Here is a 15,532-nt window from a genome sequence, read left to right as displayed (position 1 = left end):
GTCCACCTAAATACTTTACGCAAATGGGGCTGGTGTCTTTGGTGTCAACCCACCAAAATCTTCAGCGCGCTATTTGAACCGCCGTATGCGGAACCGCACCTACGGTGGTGTTAGAGGGCTGAGGGAGTAATCCCTCAGCCTACTCGATCCAATTATTTTTAGGAGTCTGAGTCGATGATGCTGTTCGGTGCTGCTAATCCAAAATGCTCATAAGTTTGACGGGTAGCTACCCTCCCGCGTGAAGTTCTTTGCAGGTAGCCTTGTTGAATTAGGTAAGGCTCTAAGACATCTTCAATGGTGTCACGCTCTTCACCAATCGCTGCAGCCAAGTTATCAATGCCTACTGGGCCACCATCAAACTTATGCAAGATGGCTTCTAGTAATTTTCTATCCATCACATCAAAACCACTTGGGTCGACATCGAGCATCTTGAGCGCAGCATCAGCCATTTCTTTGGTAATGGTGCCAGTACCTTTGACTTCAGCATAGTCACGTACGCGACGTAATAGGCGATTAGCGATACGTGGAGTGCCTCTAGCGCGCTTCGCAATCTCAATTGATCCCTCTGGGTCAATATCGGCTTTGAGTAGGCTTGCAGAGCGCGTAATGATTTTGGTGAGCTCTTCAGTGGTGTAGAACTCTAGTCTTGCCACAATGCCAAAGCGATCACGCAATGGATTGGTGAGCATACCGGCACGAGTGGTCGCACCAATCAAAGTAAATGGCTTGAGATCAATCTTGACACTTCGTGCTGCGGGACCTTCACCAATCATGATGTCTAGGCTGTAGTCCTCTAGTGCTGGATACAGAATCTCTTCAACTACTGGAGAGAGTCGATGAATCTCATCAATAAAGAGCACATCGTTTGCTTCTAAATTGGTCAGTAAAGCAGCGAGGTCGCCGGGTCTATCGAGAACGGGGCCGCTAGTTTGGCGCAAGTTCACACCAAGCTCTCTAGCGATGATGTGGGCCAGGGTAGTTTTACCAAGTCCCGGAGGACCAAACAAGAGAACGTGATCTAGAGCTTCTTGACGAGCTCGAGTTGCAGTAATAAAGATTTCTAATTGGGCCCTAGCCTTAGTTTGGCCAACATACTCATCAAGCTGTTTTGGGCGCAAGGCTCTTTCGAAGACAGCTTCAGAGTTTCCGGCTGAACCGCTAACGATGCGGTCATTACCTTCCGGTAAGTCTTCGGGAATTGAGCTGAGATCTTCTGTGTGAATTGCCATACTGCAAGTGTAGTGGTGTTTGGGTGACTAGTTATGAAGACTTTGAGAGGTATTTGAGGCCCATGCGGATGCCATCTGAAACTGTAGTGTCAGGCGGTATTTGCTTGAGGGTAAGATGCGCTTCTTTTTCTGAATAACCCAGCGCTAAGAGAGCCTGCAATACTTCGCTGCTGGCTTCAATTGCCTGGGGCTTTCCGCCAACAATTCCTAAATCTGGAGCTAACTTGCCTTTGAGCTCAAGGCAAAGGCGCTCAGCAGTTTTTTTGCCAATCCCGGGGACTTGAGTTAGGCGTCCCGCTTCTTGCATAGCAATAGCTTGTGCCAATTCATTGACGCTCATGCCAGAAAGTACGGCAAGGGCAGTGCGTGAACCGACGCCGCTAATCTTGATCAGTTGTCTAAACGCTTCGCGCTCAGTTTCAGTGGCAAAGCCAAAGAGTTGTTGCGCATCTTCACGAACTTGGAAGTGCGTAAGAAGTGTAATTTTTTGATTGGTCTCTGGCAGTTGATACAGGGTGCTCATTGGCACATCGATCTCATAGCCAACGCCTTGGCAATCTACCAAGAGGCGGGGAGGGTGAACCGAAACGAGAATGCCTTGTATGCGACCAATCATGTAAAGATCTTAACCTGTTTGTATTGTTATTTCTTGCTAGTCTTTTTGGGTGCAAGAGCAGCAGTAATTGCTTTCGGAATCTGGGCATGATGCGCAGCGCAAATAGCCACTCCTAAAGCATCGGCCGCATCCGTTCCTGGGGCACGGCTTAGACGGAGCAACCGTTTCACCATTTCTTGAACTTGAGGCTTAGTAGCCCTACCAGTTCCCGCAATGGACTGCTTCACCCTGAGTGCACTGAACTCTGCAACAGGGAGTTTGTCCGACACTAGGGCTGCAATCACCGCACCTCGCGCCTGACCTAGCATCAAGGTAGAGCGAGGATTGACGTTCAGAAATACTTCTTCGATAGCCGCTTGTTCTGGGTGGTAGGTCTCAAGCACTTCCTTAATTCCCGCGTACAAGATTCCTAATCTCACAGGAAGACCTTGGTCTGGATCACCACTTTCAATCGTCCCAGAGGCTACGTAGCTCAGTTTTTGGCCATCAACATCAATGACGCCAAAACCTGTTGTTCGTAGACCAGGGTCGATTCCTATCCAGCGCATGGGTGCTTAGTGACGGAAGTGACGTGTGCCAGTAAAGATCATGGCAATGCCATGCTCATCGGCTGCTGCGATGATTTCATCATCACGCATGCTGCCACCAGGCTGGATAGCGCAGCTTGCACCACCGTTCACAACGACATCCAAGCCATCGCGGAATGGGAAGAAAGCATCACTTGCCACTGCAGAACCTTTGAGGCTTAAACCTGCGTTCTCGGCCTTAATGCTTGCCATGCGAGCAGAGTCTACGCGGCTCATTTGGCCAGCGCCAATACCGAGGGTCATGCCGTTAGCGCAATACACAATCGCATTGGATTTCACAAACTTGGCAACGCGCCATGCAAACATCATGTCGTGCATTTCGCTTGGAGTTGGGAGACGCTTGCTAACAACGCGCATTTCGTTCTCAAGTACGTTTTTCGCATCAGGAGACTGAACGAGTAAGCCACCACCAACACGTTTGAAGTCAAAAGTATTAAATGCAGTGCCCAAAGGAATTTCTAAGAGACGCACATTTTGCTTGGCGGCAAATATCGCTTTGGCTTCAGCGCTAAAGCTAGGTGCAATCAATACTTCTACAAACTGCTTAGAAATTGCTTCAGCTGCGGCGCCATCACATGGCACGTTGAAGGCAATAATTCCGCCAAAGGCTGAGCTTGGATCTGTTTTGAATGCCTTTTGATACGCCTCGAGGGCGTTGGCAGCAACAGCTACGCCGCAAGGATTGGCGTGCTTGATAATGACGCACGCTGCTGCAGCACCAGCATTACCGGTGAAGCTCTTGACACATTCCCAGGCAGAGTCAGCATCAGCGATGTTGTTGTAGGAGAGCTCCTTACCTTGTAATTGTTTGTAGTTAGCAAGCGCCCCATCGACTGGGTAGATGTCTTTGTAGAAAGCTGCTGATTGGTGTGGGTTCTCGCCATAACGCATCTCTTGTACTTTTTCAAAGGCAAGGTGCAGAGTTTCTGGATAAGCGGAACGATTCTTGTGATCGAGGTCATCACCTAATGCAGATAGATAATTTGCAATCGCGCCGTCATATTGGGCGGTATGGGCAAATACTTTTTTAGCCAGACCCAAATTGGTCTTATAAGAAACTAAATTCTTATTGGCTTTCATTTCTTCGAGAACGGGCGCGTAATCTTCTGGAGAAATGAGTACGGTTACATCTTGGTGGTTCTTGGCAGCAGCACGCAACATCGCTGGACCACCAATATCAATGTTCTCAACCGCATCTTCAAATGAGCAATCTACTTTAGCAACGGTTTCATTAAATGGATAGAGGTTAATAACCAGCATGTCGATCGTATCAATGCCATGCTCTTTCAAAGCGGCCATATGCTCAGGAAAGTCTCTGCGAGCCAGTAAACCGCCATGCACCATTGGGTGTAATGTCTTTACGCGACCGTCCAGCATCTCTGGAAACTTAGTAAGTGAAGATACTTCTACTACGGGCAGATTATTTTCAGCTAATAGTTTTGCAGTGCCGCCAGTAGAGATCAGCTTGACGCCTTGCTCATGAAGGGATTTGGCGAACGGCACAATGCCATTTTTATCGGAAACAGAGAGTAGGGCTGTGCGGATCATATTTTTCAGAAGGATTAATTAATAAAGAATGGGGTATTGAGGTCTGATTTATTTCAGAAGCTGGTGTTCAACCAACTTCTTGTGTAGCGTGTTTCGGTTGATGCCAAGGTACTGGGCAGCCAAAGATTGATTCTGTTTCGCATGTTGCAGGACTAATTCGAGCATCGGCTTTTCAACTACTGCGAGAACCATTTGGTACAAGTCAGATGGAGGTGTTCCTTTGAGGTCATCCAAATAACGTTGGAGTTGGGTCTCAATACATTCAGTGATGGGGTGCTTATTGGTCATGGATAAATTAAATAACTAAAAACTAAATTTAGGCTGCTTCTAAAAATAACAAACGATCAGAGTGGGATTTCATTTCATTGAAAAAATCATTCACCATCTGCAATTGGGTTTTGCAGTCATCGGCGGTATTCATTCTTTGGCGAAAGGCATGTGAATCCCGTAAGCCTTTGCAGTACCAGCCAATATGTTTGCGTGCTGTGCGCAAGCCAACATATTCGCCATAAAACTCATAGTGATCAATGAGGTGGGTATTCATGATCTCTTGAATCTCATTAATCTGCGGTGTGGGTAATTTGCCGCCCGTTTCCAGAAAATGATGAATCTCACGAAAGATCCAAGGACGTCCTTGAGCGGCGCGACCAATCATGATGGCATCGGCACCAGTTTCTTTTAAAACAAATTCTGCTTTTTCTGGAGTGGTGATATCACCGTTAGCAACCACTGGAATGGCAACGCTATTCTTTACTGCAGTAATAGTTTCGTACTCCGCTTCGCCGTGATAAAGGTCGGCTCTGGTGCGACCGTGAACAGTCAGCATGGAGATGCCAGATTTTTCAGCGAGACGTGCAATATCAATCGCATTTTTATGCTCGCGATCCCAGCCCGTTCGAATTTTTAAAGTCACGGGAACTGCATCAGGCCCTACGCCTACAGCTTGCACTACGGCTTCCAAAATTTGCTGTACTAAAGGTTCATCTCTTAATAGCGCAGAACCAGCTGCAACATTACAAACCTTTTTGGCTGGGCAACCCATATTGATATCAATAATCTGGGCGCCATGATCGACATTCAGTTTGGCTGCAGCAGCCATCATCTGCGGATCAGCTCCAGCGACTTGGACTGCGATTGGCTTAAATTCACCTTGGTGATTGGCGCGACGCTGGGTTTTTTCACTCTTCCACAGCAATGCGTTTGAGGCGATCATTTCAGATACGGCATAACCAGCACCTAGCTTTTTGCAAAGCTGACGAAATGGACGATCTGTTACCCCAGCCATAGGGGCAACAAATAATCTATTTGCGAGCAGGTGTGAACCAATTTTCATCTGTTTCGGGCTGTGTTTTGGAGGGCTTTAAGCGCTTGGGAAAGGGTGTCACTTTAGCACAAGTCGGCCTAAATCTGCCTAAAAAATAGGCAGATTCCGTGATTTAGATCAAACGACTAATGCTTGGATTTAGAAGGCTATTTAAGCCCCTTAGCGCCTACCAAACATCATCTGGCGAGCTAAGGCTGTTTTGATTGATGGGAGCCATTGGAGGGCTGATAAAGCCAATCCACGACCGACCACAATAGGAATTAGGTTTGAAGTGAAGATTCTGGCCATAAAGTCGGTTAAGCCAATGGTGGCAGACCGATCAGCCTTTCGACTTTGGGCGTATTCCTGCAAGGTATTTTCAATAGCTAGAGGAGTTTTTTGATCTTCAGGTTTCGAGAACAAGGCGCTCAGTTTTTCGGCCAAGAGATAAGCATCCCTCAATCCAAGGTTTAGACCCTGTCCCGCAACGGGATGCAAGGCTTGGGCAGCATTACCAATCCAAACTTCATTCCCCTGGGTGATTTCTTTGCGGTAATTAAGTCCCAACTCATAGAGGCGGCGATCTTGGATTTTGAGGAACTGACCAATACGCGAGCCAAACTCAGCTTGCAGGCTTTCCAGAAATTCAGCATTACTTAAAGCGAGCCTTGCCTGTGAAGAACTTGGGGTTCCACACCAAACCAGATTCAGGATGTTGGATCCGTAGTGGCTTGGCAAAACTGCCAAAGGCCCTTCAGATGTAAATCGCTCCCATGCTTGATGGGGTGAAGCATTCTCAACCTCAACCAAGCCAACCAAAGCAGATTGCTCATAGTCTCGGCCAGACTCTACCCAATCCTGAGTTTTAAATAAACCACCTTCAGCATGAACTACACATTTGGCTTGGATATTTGCAGTGTCAGTGTTGGCATCGATATGCCCCCAAACAAAATTTGGACTTTTTGTTTGAATGTCTCTTAAAGCTTTGCGCAAAGTCAGATGAATATCACGATAGCGAATAATATGACCTAGCGCATCTTGTTTTAATTCTTCGCGAGTCATGAGGGCGCGACCAAAACGACCTGCTTGTGACACATGGACTCGATGAATATCTGCACACTCACTAGGCCATGCATTAATGGTATCGAGCAAGAGTTTGCTACCGTGCGATAGAGCAATTCCTCTGCTATCAGCAGCGGCTAAATCGGCATCCTCTATAGGGTTGCGATCGAGTAAGGAAATCTTGGCTTCAGGAAACTTTTGCAAGCACCATGCTGCGCAGGCCAAACCAACTGGCCCGCCACCCTGAATCGCAATATCAAAATTTGTTGCTGACATGCTTGGCAATTTAATTATTCTTCATCAGCGCTTCGATTTCATCGGCTTTGACTGGTACGCCCCGAGAAATCAATTCACATCCAGAGTCGTTGACAACAGCATCATCTTCAATACGAATGCCGATATTCCAAAAACGTTCATCTACATCGTCTGCTGGACGAACGTATAGACCTGGTTCGATAGTAAGGGCCATACCAGCCTTGAGAAGGCGCCATGGTTTTTCTGAGGAGTTTGTTGATGTGCTCAGTGGTTCACGATACGAACCAACATCATGTACGTCCATACCCAACCAATGTGAGGTGCGGTGCATGTAGAAGCGACGATATGCACCAGTCTCAATTGCATTATCCAAGGAGCCTAATTCAGATAGCTTGAGAAGCTTCTCATCAAGTAATCCTTGTGTCAGTACCTTAAGTGCAGCTTCATGCGGCTGCATAAATGTATTATCAGGCTTAGTTGCTGCAATGGCCGCCTCTTGCGAAGCTAGCGTGATGTCGTAGAGCGCGCGTTGCGCCCCTGTGAACTTGCCATTCACTGGGAATGTACGAGTAATGTCGGAAGCATAGCCATCTAGTTCGCAGCCTGCATCTATTAAGCAGAGTTCGCCACTATGCAGTTCAGTATTACCAGCGCGGTAATGCAGAATGCAGGAGTTCGCTCCACCAGCAACAATGCTGTTGTATGCAACGCTTTGTGCACCGCTATACCGGAACTCATGAAGAAGTTCAGCTTCGAGATGATATTCACGCATGCCAGGTTTGCAGGCTTGCATTGCCCGAATGTGGGCGCGCGCAGAAATTTGGGCTGCACGACGCATGATGTCAATTTCATGTGCATCTTTAAAGAGACGCATTTCATGAATCAAGCTCTCTACATCATGAAACTCTGATGGTGGGTTAACGCCGGCACGGGCCTGAGCTCGCACTTGTTTCATCCAATGACGTAAGCGACGATCTATCTCTGCACTTTCAGAGAGGCGAATATAGACAGCATCTTGATCCGCTAATAATTCACCCAGCTTGTTATCTAACTCATGATTGCTGTACGCATACTCCACACCCAAGATTGAAGGTGCTGCGTCTGGCCCTAAGCGAATACCATCCCAAATCTCGCGCTCCGCGTCTTTAGGCCTACAAAAAAGATGGGACTCTAGTTGAGATTGCGATGTTGATCCAGCAATCTTGAGTACCAGTGTTGCACCCGGCTCTTCAAAACCGGTGAGGTAGAAAAAATCACTATCGTGACGATAAGGAAATTCACTATCCCGATTGCGGGAAGTCTCTGGCGCCGTAGTAATGATGGCAATACCCCTGCCAGTTTTGGCGCAGATCAGTTTTGCTAGTTCAATCCGACGTTGTTGGTAAATATTGGACTTATTCATGCGCTGCATTGAGCTCTTGTAATCGTTGGGGCGTGCCTACATCGTGCCATGGGCCGGTATATTTTTCACCGGACACTCTATTGTTGGCCATAGCCCTTCTCAGGAGTGGGGCTAACTTAGTGGGTACATCCAACTCTACATCTTTGAAGAGATCTCGGTGATATAGCCCAATACCGGAAAAAGTGAGTTTTTCAGCGCCATCTAGGGGCTCAGCAGCTACTTGGGAGTTCTTGAGATAAAAGTCTCCGTCAGGGTGCTGAACTGGGTTGGGAACCATCAACAGATGTGCCAAAGGCTGATTTGGCATGCTTCGTAAACTGGAGACTTGCTCCAAAAGCCGTTCAATCGGTAGATTTGGGCTAAAAACATCCCCATTGATGACTAGGAAATAATCGCTAGCGTTTAGCAAAGGCAGTGCCTTACGAATCCCGCCTGCCGTTTCTAGGGCGCTAGTTTCTGGGGAGTAGGTGATATTGAGATCGAATTGGCTGCCGTTGCTCAAAGCCTCCTCAATCTTGTAGCCAAGCCAGGCATGGTTAATGACGACGTCTTTAATACCTGCTGCACTGAGCGCTTCCAAATGCCAAGCTAGTAAGGACTTGTCTTTGATGGTCAGGAGTGGCTTAGGTAATTCATCTGTTAGTGGACGCATGCGCTCGCCTCGACCAGCGGCCAGTAAAAAGCATGGAATGAGATTGCGCTTATTCATCATGAATTGCTGCTATTCCTTGGTAGTGCGTGTCGATTCTAGAATACGAGCTAAGGGCTTCAATTCGATATAGCGATTTGCAGTGGCAATCGCATACTCCAGTACCAATGGGATATCTTTGAGATAGCCATCTTTGCCATCGCGATGAAATAGTCTTGCAAAAATACCTAAGACTTTCAGGTGGCGTTGCAAGCCCATCCACTCAAAGTCACGATAGAACTGACCAAAATCAGTTGGCATAGGCAAACCAGCTTGACGACCTTCTTCCCAAAATTTAATCACCCAATCAATTACGCGTTCTTCTGGCCATGCAATGTAAGCATCACGCCAGAGTGAAGATGCATCGTAAGTGATGGGACCATAAACCGCATCTTGAAAATCGATCACGCCAGGATTATTTTTTTCAGTCACCATCAAGTTGCGTGAGTGGTAGTCGCGATGAACGTAAACCTTAGCTTGCGCAAGATTGTTTTGAGTAATGAGTTCAAATGCTTGCTTGATTTGAGAATGTTGAAGTTCAGTTAATTCGATCTGCAAATGTTTCTTTAGATACCACTCAGGAAATAAATCTAACTCACGTTGCAACAGTGCTTCATCGTAGTTTGGCAAAACATCCGGTTTGCTTGCTAATTGCATTTGAACTAAAGCGTGGGTTGCATCTTTGTAGAGATGATCTGCGCTCTCAGAATTGAGTTCTGCAAGGTAAGTTTTCGTGCCAAGATCATTCAGCAAAAGAAAGCCTTCGGCTACATTTTTTTCTAAAATTTTCGAAACATTTAGACCGGCATTTTCGAGCAATAAATCGACCTTAATGAAGGCATCTAAGGGCTCATGTTGGGGTGGGGCATCCATCACGATCAAAGTCGGAAAATCCGGGTTTTTGGACTCAATCCGGAAATAGCGCCGAAAGCTGGCATCTGCCGAGGCGGGGGCCAAAGTGGGGAGATCTAATTGCCAGCTAGGTTCAAGGCCTTTTAGCCAGTTACGGAGGGTGTTTAAGCGAGAGTCAGTCATGGTCGATTCGTATAATAAGGCGGGTCTGGATCTATGAGTCATTATCGCCGTCGCGCCGGCCTTTGCGCCCCTCTTTTTTTAGCTGTCACCCTGCAAGTAATGATGGGGGTTGGATTGTCACAATTTGCGCTTCCAGGCGCTGCTCAAGCACCCGCACCCTTACCCCCGTCTGCGCAGTCTCTAGGTAGCTCTGCTAACTCCGTTTTAATTCCTGATCGTGGCGATGTCACCGTCTTAAAGTTGGATGATCAATTGCGGGTTGGCAAGCCTATTGCTGACGGTAATGCTTTGACGTTTACCTCTAGCGATTCGATTGATGGAATTGTCGATCGTGAAATGCGTTTAAAAGGGCGCGCACAAATTCGTCGCAATGGCGCCGTGATTAAAGCGGATGAAATTAAATACGATCCCGATTCTGATGTGGCGAATTTATCTGGCAATACTGAGTTTTCAAAAGGCAATGCATCTTTCAAGGGGCCGAAAGCGCGCTTTAGAGTCGACGCCCGCGAAGGCGAAATGGAAACCCCAAATTACGAACTGCGCGATAACCGAGCTAGTGGCAATGCAAAAAAATTAACAATCGAAACCTCGGATGTATTTGTATTTGATACGGCAACCTACACAACCTGTACTCCTGAAAATTTAGATTGGTATTTCACGGCAAGCACGCTCGAGATTGATAACGAACAAAAAGAAATGGTGGGTACGCATGGTGTCATGCGATTCTTTGATGTACCTATTGCTTACGTACCTTACTTTAGTGCGCCAACATCAAATCAACGTCGCTCTGGAATATTGGCCCCTGTAGCGGGTTACAACTCTAACAATGGTATTGATGTGACACAGCCTTACTACGTCAATATTGCGCCGAATCGAGATTTGTTGTTGATACCGCGGGTGATGGGTCAACGGGGTGTTCAGATGGGTGCTAAATACCAATTTTTGGATCAGCAATACGTCGGTAGCTTGGGCGGAGACTATCTCCCTTATGACCGCAAAACTGGCACTGATCGCTGGCGCTACGACTGGCAGCAGAGACAGAACTTTAGTGGCGCTTTGCTGGGAATGGGCGGTATTCCGATTGCGGGCGCTTGGACGGGCTATGCGAATATGTCACGGGTTTCAGACAGTTTGTACCCCACAGATTTTTCTCAGAGTATTGCGGGGGCTGTAACTAATCAGTTTCGTCAGGAAGTTGGAACAACCAAGAACTTAACTGGGAGCCTGAGTAACTGGATTGTTTCGGCAAAGGCTGTTACTTTCCAAACCTTGCAGCCAGACCTAACTGCTCCAGTTCAGTCGCCATACAACGTATTGCCTAATATCACTGCTTCTTATACCAATCGATTAACCCCAACTGTTTCAGATGCAAGCGGTAAGTATTTGACATTGCCCTCGGGCCCAATCACTTCGTTCTCAACGGATTACACCCGCTTTGCCTATAACGTAAACAGTAACCTTGCTTATGCTCCAGCGGGCTACCTCTATAGCCAGGCGGATCGTACTGTCATTAAAGGCGCAATGTCTTTGCCGCAGATTACTCCCGGCTATTACATTACCCCTAAGGTGAGCTTCCAGTCCAATACTTATGCTGCCACCGCAGCGGTGACCAGTAATAATCCCTTGGGTGCTGCCCCTCCAGTACAGGGTTTCACTATCCCAACTTTTAGTCTGGACTCGGGTCTTGCCTTTGAAAGAGACGCAGCGGAATTAAAAGGCTTCTTTGGGCGAGATATGCTCCTCACCATGGAGCCGAGGGCCTATTACGTCTATACCCCGTATCAAAATCAGGCTTTGACACCTTTGTTCGATACGGCTGATGCAGGCTTTGGCGTGACTCAGATCTTTAGTGAAAATACGTTTATTGGCAATGACCGTATTGCCGATAACAACAAATTAACCGGGGGCCTAACTAGCCGCATGATCGAGGCTGGTACTGGCGCTGAGCGTGCAAACGTAACCATTGCCCAACGTCAATCTTTCACAGGACAAAAGGTGGGTCTTAATGGCAATATCGCCAATCCCACAACCTATTCAGATACTTTGGGTTCAGCATCGGTTCGCTTGCTTGGCAACTTTAGTGCAGACATGTTCGGCCAGTACAACACGCAGTTAAGTAAATTTGTACAGACTACAGTTGGTGGTAGTTGGCGCCCCACACCGGGCAGAAGCTTGAATTTTGGATATCGAAATTTTTGGTCTCCGCCAACACAGGCTTTTGGTCCTACTCCAGCAACCTTGGCACAGACGACAACTGACCAATACAACGTCTCAGGCCAGTGGCCACTCACTCGTGAGGTTTCGGTCTTGGGCCGTTGGGGTTATGACGCATTAACTACTAAAACACTCAATACCCTGGTGGCTTTGGAGTGGATGCGGGACTGCTGGACTTTTAGAGGGGCCTACACACAAATGCTCAATACCTCACAAATAACCACCACCCAGGTTTTATTCCAAATAGAATTTAGGGGCTTTGGTAGTGCCGGTAGTAATCCAGTTGATATCATGAAGCTTAATGTTCCCGGATATATGCCCACTTCCAAGCCTATACCACCTTCAATATATGAGAACTATCAATGATGCGTAGGAATCGATTTAACCAAGCCCTTACAGCCATGATTTTGGCTGGCGCTGCTTTTATGTCTCAATTTGCATTTGCGCAAGATAGCTCAAAGACTTCGGGTGATAGCAAAATTCGTAATATTGACGGTGTTGCTGCAGTCGTCAATACTGGCTATGTGACACGCAAAGAAATTGACGATCGTATAGCCGCGCTACAAAAGCAGGGAACTAAATTGCCCGATGCTGTTACTTTACGTAAAACTATTCTCGAGCGCCTCATCATTGAAAAGATTCAACTGCAAAATGCCGAGCAAGAAGGTGTAGTTGTTACCAACAAAGAGCTCGAGAAAATTATTGCTGATATTGCCGCCAAAAATAAATTATCTCTGGCTGAGTTGAAGGTAAAAATTGCCGCAACTGGAAGTAGCTATGAGCGCTATCGTGAGATGTTGCGCGATGATGTCATCATCAGTCGTTATCGTGAGCGTGAAGTAGAGGGAAAAATCAAGATTTCTGATGCAGAAATAGACAACTTCATTACCGATCGCAATCGTGCAGTTGCTAGCGGGGGAAAGCAAACACGTTCAACTCCAGCCGCAAAAGGTGAGCCAGAAGAAATCGATGTTGCACAGATTTTTATTCCTGCCGATGTAAATGCAGGAGCTGGCGCCCAAGCCGAGGCAAAGAAAAAAGCAGAAACATTGTTGCGTGAAGCCCGTGGCGATGTTGATTTCTTGCAATTGGGTGCGATGGCTGCAAAAGAGAATCCGAAGATTAAGTTTCAAGAGCTGGGCTACCGCACGCCAGATCGTTTGCCACAATTATTTTACGAGGCCGTCAGAAATACTGGTGGCGGACAGGTTGCTGGTGCAGTTGTTAAAAGTCCTGCCGGCTATCACGTACTTAAGGTTCTCGACAGACGTGCGCTAGTTGCTGGGGCGCCTGAGCCACAGCAGGCTTCGACACAAGAGACTTTAGCTACCCCGCAAAATATTATGGTGACGCAGACTTTGTCTCGGCACATTTTGTTGCGAAGCCGTGCAGGCCTTACAGACCAGGATGCTGAAAGACGTCTAGCAGGTTACCGTGATCAGGTTCGCGCCAAGACTGCTGATTTTGGTGAGTTGGCTAAAAATTATTCTGAAGATGGATCTGCTGCGAATGGCGGCAATCTGGGTTGGATGGGCCCTGGTGATCTAGTTCCTGAATTTGATCAAGCTATGAATCGCTTGCAAATTGGCGAGGTGAGTAATCCAGTGAAGTCGGAGTTTGGTTGGCATTTAATTCAGGTGCTGGAGCGTCGTGAGGCGCAGTTAACTGTAGAGAAGCAGCGTCAATTTGCTCGCGCAGCAATTCGTGAGCGTAAGTTTGAGCAGGCTTATCAAGATTGGTTACGTGAGCTACGCGACACTGCTACGGTGAAGATCATTAACACAGATGATCCAGCAGCCAGTCCTCGTTAACTTAGTTATCAGCTCTGGAGAGCCTGCAGGGGTTGGTCCAGAGGTCTCTATTGCAGCTGCCCTCGCTTTTTTGCAAGAGCAGTCTGCAAGTGCGATTACTGTGCTTGGGGATCCAAGTTCATTTTCCGTAGTTAATATACCCAAAGCATTATCAACTCGCCTAATAGTGGAGCCCATTCCACTTGCTGTCCCAGTAGTTGCTGGTCAATTAAATCCCGCTAATGCGCAGTATGTCCTTAATATTTTGGACGCCGCTGTTAAGGGATGCCTAGATGGACGCTTTGACGCGATGGTGACGGCACCAATACAAAAGAGTGTTATCAACGGGGGATCCGCCTCAAGCGATGTTTTATTTACTGGTCATACTGAATACCTAGCTAAGCTTTGCCATCAAGAACATGTTGTCATGATGTTATGTGCGACATTGCCAGCGGGATTTTTGGGTTTACAGAAAAGCCGCGACCTTCGGGTGGCTTTGGTAACAACACATCTGCCCTTAAGCGCAGTTCCAGAGGCGCTTAATTATCAGCATATTCTGCAAACGATTCAAATCGTCGAGCATGATTTGCGAACAAAATTTGGTATTGCTAAGCCCGTGATTCGGGTGGCAGGACTCAATCCCCATGCGGGTGAATCAGGTTATCTTGGGTGCGAAGAAATCGATGTGATTGCACCAGCCATCGAGGCTGCGAAAGAGTTAGGTATTCAGGTGAGTGGACCCTATCCAGGTGACACGATGTTTGATGCCAAGGCTTTGGAAAATGTAGATGCGTTCATTGCGATGTACCACGATCAAGGTCTGGCGCCATTCAAGTTTGTGAGCTTTGGTGGGGGCGTAAACGTCACCTTAGGTTTGCCAATTATTCGTACCTCAGTAGATCATGGCACGGCGCTAGACATTGCTGGTAAAGGTCTTGCAGACCCAGGCAGCATGTTAGAGGCTTTGCGACTTGCTTATCAATTGGCAGTAAATATAAAGAACACAAAGAATTTAAAGATATGATGCATCGCGCCCGAAAACGATTTGGTCAAAACTTTTTGCAAGACTCTGGAGTAGTTTATTCCATCGTTGCAGCCATCAATCCCAGTGAAAATATGCATGTGATTGAAATCGGTCCGGGCCTTGGCGCTTTAACAAAGCCCTTGTTAAGTAATCTGGACCACTTGGATCTTTTAGAGATTGATCGAGATTTAGTAGCCTATTGGAATCAAGAGAATCTCAAGGGTCTTAATGTCATAGAGGGGGATGCCCTCAAGTTTGATTTTCTAGAGTGGGCAAATGCACGTCCAGCCAATAGTGGTTTATGCAAGGTAGTGGGCAACCTGCCTTACAACATCTCCTCTCCATTGCTCTTTCATCTCGTTTCCGCTGCCCATGCGATTGATGAGCAGGTATTTATGCTTCAAGCTGAAGTCGTCGAGCGTATGGTCTCCAAGGCTGGCGGCTCTGAATTCAGTAGGCTTTCAGTCATGCTGCAAGCTCGCTATGACATGGAGCAAGTTTTAGAAGTTCCGCCCGAAGCCTTTGATCCGCAGCCTAAAGTTAATTCTGCGGTTGTGCGAATGATTCCGCGACGAGATTTTAGTCTAAGTGATGCGCAGTGGCATGCTTTAGAAAAAGTAGTGGCGGCAGCGTTTTCTCAGAGAAGAAAAATGCTGCGCACTAACTTATCAGCCTTTGCTGATCGATTGTCTTTATCTGAATCGGAACTAAAAGCGCGCGCTCAAGATATTCTGGTAGAGCGCTACATTGAGTGGGCCAAAACTTTAGCCCGCTAAGAC

General features: G+C 47.2%; 14 protein-coding genes. 4 read left to right on the top strand and 10 right to left on the bottom strand.

What is annotated here, in order from left to right; all coding sequences use genetic code 11:
• Positions 1–158: 158 nt before the first annotated feature.
• The 10 genes from ruvB to ACIQZ3_RS04715 all read right to left on the bottom strand — a co-directional run bounded on the left by ruvB (position 159) and on the right by ACIQZ3_RS04715 (position 9,725).
• Complete coding sequence (gene ruvB, locus ACIQZ3_RS04760; protein WP_397390835.1) at positions 159–1,229, bottom strand: Holliday junction branch migration DNA helicase RuvB; 1,071 nt, start codon at positions 1,227–1,229, stop codon at positions 159–161.
• Positions 1,230–1,260: 31 nt separating this feature from the next.
• Positions 1,261–1,845, bottom strand: a complete 585-nt coding sequence (gene ruvA / locus ACIQZ3_RS04755; RefSeq protein WP_397390833.1) for a Holliday junction branch migration protein RuvA — start codon at positions 1,843–1,845, stop codon at positions 1,261–1,263.
• A 26-nt stretch (positions 1,846–1,871) separates the two neighbouring features.
• Complete coding sequence (ruvC, locus tag ACIQZ3_RS04750; protein WP_397390831.1) at positions 1,872–2,393, bottom strand: crossover junction endodeoxyribonuclease RuvC; 522 nt, start codon at positions 2,391–2,393, stop codon at positions 1,872–1,874.
• Positions 2,394–2,399: 6 nt separating this feature from the next.
• A complete protein-coding gene (purH, locus tag ACIQZ3_RS04745; protein ID WP_397390829.1) occupies positions 2,400–3,980 on the bottom strand; it encodes a bifunctional phosphoribosylaminoimidazolecarboxamide formyltransferase/IMP cyclohydrolase in 1,581 nt (526 codons plus the stop codon).
• 48 nt (positions 3,981–4,028) lie between these two features.
• Positions 4,029–4,268 carry a helix-turn-helix domain-containing protein gene (locus ACIQZ3_RS04740; RefSeq protein WP_397390828.1) on the bottom strand — a complete coding sequence of 80 codons (240 nt, stop codon included), beginning with the start codon at positions 4,266–4,268 and terminating at the stop codon, positions 4,029–4,031.
• 28 nt (positions 4,269–4,296) lie between these two features.
• Positions 4,297–5,313: a tRNA dihydrouridine synthase DusB gene (dusB, locus tag ACIQZ3_RS04735; RefSeq protein ID WP_397390826.1), complete on the bottom strand. Its 1,017-nt coding sequence runs from the start codon at positions 5,311–5,313 to the stop codon at positions 4,297–4,299.
• Positions 5,314–5,463: 150 nt separating this feature from the next.
• Positions 5,464–6,621: an FAD-dependent monooxygenase gene (locus tag ACIQZ3_RS04730; RefSeq protein ID WP_397390824.1), complete on the bottom strand. Its 1,158-nt coding sequence runs from the start codon at positions 6,619–6,621 to the stop codon at positions 5,464–5,466.
• Between the two features lie 10 nt (positions 6,622–6,631).
• Positions 6,632–8,002 (bottom strand): aminopeptidase P N-terminal domain-containing protein, encoded by a 1,371-nt coding sequence (locus ACIQZ3_RS04725; RefSeq protein WP_397390822.1) that lies wholly within the window; start codon positions 8,000–8,002, stop codon positions 6,632–6,634.
• On the bottom strand, positions 7,995–8,714 hold the full coding sequence (murU, locus tag ACIQZ3_RS04720) for an N-acetylmuramate alpha-1-phosphate uridylyltransferase MurU (protein ID WP_397390820.1): 720 nt from the start codon (positions 8,712–8,714) through the stop codon (positions 7,995–7,997). Before murU ends, ACIQZ3_RS04725 begins: the two co-directional genes overlap by 8 nt.
• Before the next feature lie 9 nt (positions 8,715–8,723).
• On the bottom strand, positions 8,724–9,725 hold the full coding sequence (locus ACIQZ3_RS04715) for an aminoglycoside phosphotransferase family protein (protein WP_397390818.1): 1,002 nt from the start codon (positions 9,723–9,725) through the stop codon (positions 8,724–8,726).
• Positions 9,726–9,758: 33 nt separating this feature from the next.
• Here ACIQZ3_RS04715 and ACIQZ3_RS04710 point away from each other — a divergent pair, with 33 nt between their 5' ends.
• Genes ACIQZ3_RS04710 through rsmA form a run of 4 tightly spaced genes read left to right on the top strand, consistent with a single transcriptional unit; the run spans position 9,759 to position 15,529 of the window.
• The gene (locus ACIQZ3_RS04710; protein ID WP_397390816.1) at positions 9,759–12,305 is read left to right on the top strand and encodes an LPS-assembly protein LptD; all 2,547 of its coding nucleotides are present in this window, start codon (positions 9,759–9,761) and stop codon (positions 12,303–12,305) included.
• Positions 12,302–13,750: a peptidylprolyl isomerase gene (locus ACIQZ3_RS04705; RefSeq protein WP_397390814.1), complete on the top strand. Its 1,449-nt coding sequence runs from the start codon at positions 12,302–12,304 to the stop codon at positions 13,748–13,750. The genes ACIQZ3_RS04710 and ACIQZ3_RS04705 overlap by 4 nt, the downstream gene beginning before the upstream one ends.
• The gene (gene pdxA / locus ACIQZ3_RS04700) at positions 13,725–14,753 is read left to right on the top strand and encodes a 4-hydroxythreonine-4-phosphate dehydrogenase PdxA (RefSeq protein ID WP_397390812.1); all 1,029 of its coding nucleotides are present in this window, start codon (positions 13,725–13,727) and stop codon (positions 14,751–14,753) included. Before ACIQZ3_RS04705 ends, pdxA begins: the two co-directional genes overlap by 26 nt.
• Positions 14,753–15,529 carry a 16S rRNA (adenine(1518)-N(6)/adenine(1519)-N(6))-dimethyltransferase RsmA gene (rsmA, locus tag ACIQZ3_RS04695; protein WP_397390839.1) on the top strand — a complete coding sequence of 259 codons (777 nt, stop codon included), beginning with the start codon at positions 14,753–14,755 and terminating at the stop codon, positions 15,527–15,529. The genes pdxA and rsmA overlap by 1 nt, the downstream gene beginning before the upstream one ends.
• Positions 15,530–15,532 lie beyond the last annotated feature (3 nt).

Source organism: Polynucleobacter sp. (assembly GCF_044342855.1).
GTDB lineage: Bacteria > Pseudomonadota > Gammaproteobacteria > Burkholderiales > Burkholderiaceae > Polynucleobacter.
The sequence above is the reverse complement of the archived record's forward strand: the minus strand, read 5'-3'. Positions and strand labels throughout refer to the sequence as shown.